General features: G+C 38.9%; 4 protein-coding genes. 2 read left to right on the forward strand and 2 right to left on the reverse strand.

What is annotated here, in order from left to right; translation table 11 throughout:
* Together MRT15_RS08925 and MRT15_RS08930 are read left to right on the forward strand one after the other, a co-directional pair.
* Positions 1-1,361, forward strand: a 1,361-nt coding sequence (locus MRT15_RS08925; protein ID WP_304329738.1) for a TRAP transporter large permease subunit, incomplete at its 5' end; no start/stop codon positions are given.
* A gap of 102 nt (positions 1,362-1,463) precedes the next feature.
* Positions 1,464-3,422, forward strand: a complete 1,959-nt coding sequence (locus MRT15_RS08930) for a S9 family peptidase (protein WP_304329739.1) — start codon at positions 1,464-1,466, stop codon at positions 3,420-3,422.
* Positions 3,423-3,425: 3 nt separating this feature from the next.
* On the opposite strand, the gene MRT15_RS08935 is transcribed toward MRT15_RS08930, so the two are convergent.
* Positions 3,426-5,030, reverse strand: coding sequence for an amidohydrolase family protein (locus tag MRT15_RS08935; RefSeq protein WP_304329740.1), 1,605 nt, complete (start codon positions 5,028-5,030; stop codon positions 3,426-3,428).
* A partial coding sequence (locus MRT15_RS08940) for a dipeptidase (protein ID WP_304329741.1) occupies positions 5,027-5,849 on the reverse strand: 823 nt, incomplete at its 5' end. The genes MRT15_RS08935 and MRT15_RS08940, both read right to left, overlap by 4 nt.

Consider the following 5,849-nt stretch of genomic DNA (forward strand, 5'->3'; position numbering starts at 1 on the left):
TTATGCTATTTTCATCCATTGCCTATGGTTTCGGCCTCTTAAACTCTCTAATTAATGTAATTATGTGTAAGCTTGGTAGGAGGCCTTCAACAATACCAATGGCGTGTGTTATAAATTCAATAACCATTGGCTTACCATCCAGTAGTATAGCTGCCAATGTTGCGGTAAGCGGATCCTACACCATTCCATTGATGAAAAAGATAGGTATTCCCAGCAAGTATGCTGGTGTTGTGGAGGCTGCTTCCAGTGTGGCAGCACAATTGTCACCTCCATTGATGGGTGCAGCTGCATTTATTATGGCTGAATACTTGAGGGTTTCATATTTTGATGTATGCTTGAGAGGGTGGGTATTGCTATTCATATACGTTGTTGGCTTGCTATTCATTGTATACCTATTAACTAGGAGGTACATTATTAGGGAAGCAGCTGTAACTGCCAGTTTTACTTATAGGAGGAGCGATGTAATTAACACCATGATCTTCTTCTTCGGAATTGCACTTATCACATATCTTATGTGGATCGGTATATCACCAATAGTTGCCGGCTTCGTATCATCAACATTACTATTGATCATAGTATTAATAGACACCATTGTCCTCTCAATTCTACAGAAGAGTTCTCCTAAAGATATTTTGAGAGAGCTATATGATAAGTTTGTATTTTCAATACATAATTTTATGTCTGATCTAGTCGATTTGACTCTACTTCTATCAACTCTTGGAATTATGACTGAAGCTATGACAATTACGGGGGTTCCTCCGAAAATAGGCTTCATACTCATGGAAATTGGAGGTGCAAATGTAATTCTCACAGTAACTATAGCTTTTATTCTTGGATACATTTTGGGTTTGGGGTTACCACCAACACCCACATATCTACTTACAGCTATACTTGTGGCGCCATACTTGATTAAGTTGGGTTTTGATCCTTGGGCAGTACATTACTTTGCATTCTTCATGGCCCTCTTCTCTGAACTTTCACCACCAACTTCACTGGCTGCAGCTGTGGCATCTAAGATATCTGGTGCAGGGTTTATGGAGACATTAATTGAATTGATGAAGATTTGTACACCCCTCTTCATTTTGATGTTTGGAATATTGGTGGAGCAGCCAGCAGTATCCGAGGTATCCTGGTTAACCTTAATTTCAGTGGTCATAATCACTGTTAGCATAATTGCATTCTCACTTGGACTTTTCGGCAAATTCGGTGGAAAGCAGTCTATAGACATATTGTTGAGGGGGCTTCTCATAATATCTTCCATAACCATATTCTACCCTCACATTGCAATACGCATTCCATCCCTCATCTTGATAATAGGCTTAGCCTACATCTATTTCAAACGTTTGAAGCTTCAAGCATAATCTTCAACATCCCACAAACTTATTTCTCAACATTGAATTGTAGCGAAGTAGTAATGTACAAAGGTATAAATTGAATTGTTATAAATATTATGCTGATGGGATATGCCTAAGAAGATTGGATTTGAAGACTTCACTAAAATTTCAATGATTTCAGAACCAACATTCTCTCCAGATGCATCGAAAGTGATATTTACATTGACTAAACCAAGCTTAGATGAAAATGATTACATATCTAGATTGTGGATTGCAGATGTTGAAAGTGGGGAGGTTTACGCATATACTAATGGTCCTAAGGATGGTAGAGCTTCTTGGAGCCCCTCTGGAAGGTTCATTGCATTTACTTCTAGGAGGACTTTAAAGAAGGATGAGCCTGGAGTGGAGGTTTGGTTGGGTAGAATTGATGGTGGAGAATTTAGAATGCTATTAAAACGCAAATTGCCCATAACCAAGCTTCAATGGATTGATGATCGTAAATTGCTCTTCCTCGGAGCTTCTGGAGATGTTCAAGAAGATGTTAAGGTTATTGATAGAATAAACTTCTGGTTTAATGGTAGAGGCTTCATACACACCATTAGAAATCACATCTTCATGATTGATGTCTTTAGTGAAAGTGTTGAGCAATTAACTTCCGGTGAATTTGATGTAAACTTCATGTCTCTAAGCAATTCTAGAGATAAGTTGGCATATATAGCCACCCTAAATGATCTTAAACCATACATAAATGACATCTTCATACTAGATTTAAAGACTGGTAAAAGTGAGCTCCTAACCTCCTCAAATATGAGTATTATTAGCCTTAGTTGGAGTCCTGATGATTCTAAGATTGTTTTTAGAGGGCATGATTTGAAGAGAGGATCGGTTTCACATAGCAGGCTTTATTTGCTCAACCTTAAAGACAAATCTATCAGACTATTAACTGGCAATTTGAATTTAAACATAAGCAACTCATTGAATTCCGATGTGAGGGGTGGTGAGGTTTATGTGGGGCCTAAATGGGTTGAAGACAAAGTTTACTTTGTGGTTCATGAGGGTGGTTCAGCAAATCTCTATTCCATCGACATTAATGATGGATCATTAAGCCCGGTAACTTTTGGTTATAGGAGTGTTGAAGGTTTTGATGTCGCTAGCAAGAACGGTGAACATTTGGTGATTTTCACATCAATGACGGACACTTATCCAATAGAACTCTACTTAATACGTGGAGGCAAAGAAATCCAATTAACAAACTTCAATCTAGATTTTGTAAGGGAATTCTCAATATCTAAACCTGAACACTTCAATTTCACAGCTAGTGATGGAGCTGAGATTGATGGTTGGATAATGAAACCATTGGATTTTGATCCTAGTAAGAAGTATCCTGCAATACTTTACATTCATGGTGGACCTAAAACTGCTTATGGTGCATCATTTATACATGAATTTCAAGTTTATGCGGCTAGAGGCTACGTCGTCATATACACTAATCCCCGTGGTAGTGATGGATATTCTGAGGATTTCGCTGATATACGTGGACATTATGGTGAGAGGGATTATGCTGACATAATGGAGTCATTGAATTACGTTTTAACAAACTATCCATACATAGATTCCTCAAGGATTGGCGTTGCAGGTGGATCTTATGGTGGCTTTATGACCAATTGGATAGTTACACATACTGATGTGTTTAAAGCTGCTGTTAGTATGCGTGGGATATCCAATTGGCTTAGCTTTTATGGTACAAGCGATATTGGTTATAGATTTGCATTAGACCATATCCTCGGCGATCTATCAGCTAAGCCAATAACCCCTGAGAGCGTCAACAAGTTCCTTGAGAAGTCTCCATTAATGTATTGTGAGAATGTGAAAACGCCAATACTAATATTGCATAGCCTAGAAGATTACAGGTGTCATTATGTTGAGGCCATGCAATTCTTCATTGCTTTGAAGCAGCTTGGTAAGGAGGCTAGAATGGTTTTAGTTCCAGGTGAAAATCACGATTTATCTAGGAGTGGTAAGCCTAAGCATAGGGTTGAAAGGTTAAAAATAATTGTGGATTGGTTTGATAAGCACTTGAAACAATAAATCCTAAACCCTCCCCTTTTTCCTTAAAACTTTACCTGCCTTCTCCCCAGTATATATACCTTTATCCACAGTTAGTTTCCCATTAACTATTACGTACTCTATGCCAAGGGGGTATTGTGCTGGATTCGTATATGTGGCTGTATCCCTTATCTTCTCATAGTCAAATATCACTATATCGGCGTCGAATCCAACTTTTATCAAACCTTTACTCCATAATCCTAGAACGTTTGCTGGTAGTGATGTCATCTTCCTTATACATTCCTCCAATGACATAACCTTTTCATCTTTCACATATTTCGCTATTGCTCTTGGGAATGTCCCATAACTTCTTGGATGAGGTATTCCAGTGGCCAGTATTCCAGTTGGTGAGAGTGCGTAGCCATCTGATCCAACCATAACCCATGGTTTTGAAAATATCTTTCTAAGATTTTCCGGTTTTTGATTGAAGTTTATTATTCCAATTCCGCTTTTAGCTTCAAGGGCTTTCTCCACAAGTCTTATGGCAGTTTCATCTTCGCTTAATCCAAGTTTTTCAGAGACCTGTTTTATTGAGTATCCTTCAATTGATGGATCTGGTTCGAATCTGCTTATGATGGCATTTTCAGCTCCTCCACGATACTCCATTGTCTTGTATAGTTCCACCTTTATCTTCTCCCTCAAATCCTTATCCCTTAATCTTTCAATCAACTTCTCCCTTCCACCTTCATTAGCCCATTTCGGTATCCATGCCATTAAACTTGTACCGCTTGCTTCATATGGGTATTGATCAGCAGTTACTTCAACCCCCCTCCCCCTAGCTTCATCAATTAATCTAATTATTTCATCACATTTATCCCATAATGGTTTTGCAAGTATTTTTAGGTGTGATATTTCCACAGGAACTTTTGCCTCCCTACCTATCCTTATAGCTTCCTCCACTGCTTCGATTACCAATCCCCTATCACCTTCATCTCTTATATGTGATGCATATATTCCCCCATATTCCGAAACTGTTTTCGCCAATTCAATTATCTCTTCAGTTTTTGCGAAGGATTGTGGGTCGTATCTTAATCCCGTGGACATTCCGAATGCACCATCATTCAATGCTTCTTCGAGTATTATCTTCATTTCCTCCATCTCCCTCTTTGATGGTTCTCTTGCATCATAGCCTAGAACTGCTATCCTTATGTTTGCGTATCCCACGAGTGGTGCCACGTTTAATGATACTCCAGACTCCTCAAGTTTACTCATATACTCCCTCATTTTAGTCCATTCAATTTTCAATCCATACCTCTTGCTTTCTTCATCGCCTCTATCCCTTAATATCCCCATTAATGGTGCCGCTGAACTTCCACAATTCCCTATAACCTCTGTCGTTACACCTTGCATTATTTTACTTAAAGCTCTCCCATCAACCATTAATGTGTAATCTGAGTGGCTGTGCATGTCTATGAATCCTGGTGCAACCATCAATCCATTGGCATCTATAACTCTCTTAGCATCTACCCCCCTAATTTTCCCAATTGCAGTTATCTTACCATCCTTTATTGCTATATCCGCCCTATACCATGGTCCACCAGTTCCATCAATTACTTTACCACCAACTATGAGTATATCTGCTTCCATCATCCCATAACCCCACTTATAACTCTTAGGAAGTTTTCTCCAAGGATCTTTTTCACATCCTCCTTGCTATATCCATGTTCCAGCAATTTTGCTGTTAGATTTGGTAGTTTGCTTACATCTTCAAGTCCTATTGGCGTTGAGGATATTCCATCGTAATCTGATCCAAGCCCCACATATTTCACTCCAATCACGTTGGCCATGTGGTCTATGTGTTTTATGAGGTCTTCTATGGTTGCTTTACCTTCACTTACTATGAATGATGGTGAAAAGTTTACCCCAACAACCCCATCTCTTTCAGCTATAGCCTTTAATTGTTCGTCTGTGAGGTTCCTCCTATGATTGCATATTGCCCTTGCATTGGAGTGTGAAGCTATTATTGGGTTTTTGAAGTTTTCCACTAAATCCCAGAAGCATGAATCGCTTAGATGTGATACGTCTATTAGGATCTTTAACTTTTTAGCTTCTTCCAAAGCTTTCAATCCCAGTTCGGTTAATTTGCTTTGAGCCCTTGATTCTCCAACACCGTCTGCAAGCATATTCCTCTCATTCCATGTTAGTGATAAGGCTCTTAACCCAAGTTTATGGAACATTCTCAATATTATTGGGTTGTGTTGTATTGGTTCTCCCCCCTCCATGGATATTAATGCTGCAAGTTTCCCACTCCTCTTTGCCTCATAAATTTCCTTCGAATTATTCACTATTATTATCTTCCCCTCAGATTTCTCTACTTCCTCATAAAATATAGCCATCATTTCTAAAGCTCTTGCAGTGGCTTTTAGGGGTTTATATATTGGTTCAGTGTATACTGCGAAGAATTGGCAT

Origin of the sequence: Candidatus Culexarchaeum yellowstonense (genome assembly GCF_024707025.1) — an archaeon.
Classification (GTDB): Archaea; Thermoproteota; Methanomethylicia; order Culexarchaeales; family Culexarchaeaceae; genus Culexarchaeum.

Bases quoted from the DNA above. Each gene is read 5' to 3' on its own strand.
- MRT15_RS08935 (WP_304329740.1), bottom strand. From the start codon at position 5,030: ATGATGGAAGCAGATATACTCATAGTTGGTGGTAAAGTAATTGATGGA.
- MRT15_RS08930 (WP_304329739.1), top strand. From the start codon at position 1,464: ATGCCTAAGAAGATTGGATTTGAAGACTTCACTAAAATTTCAATGATT.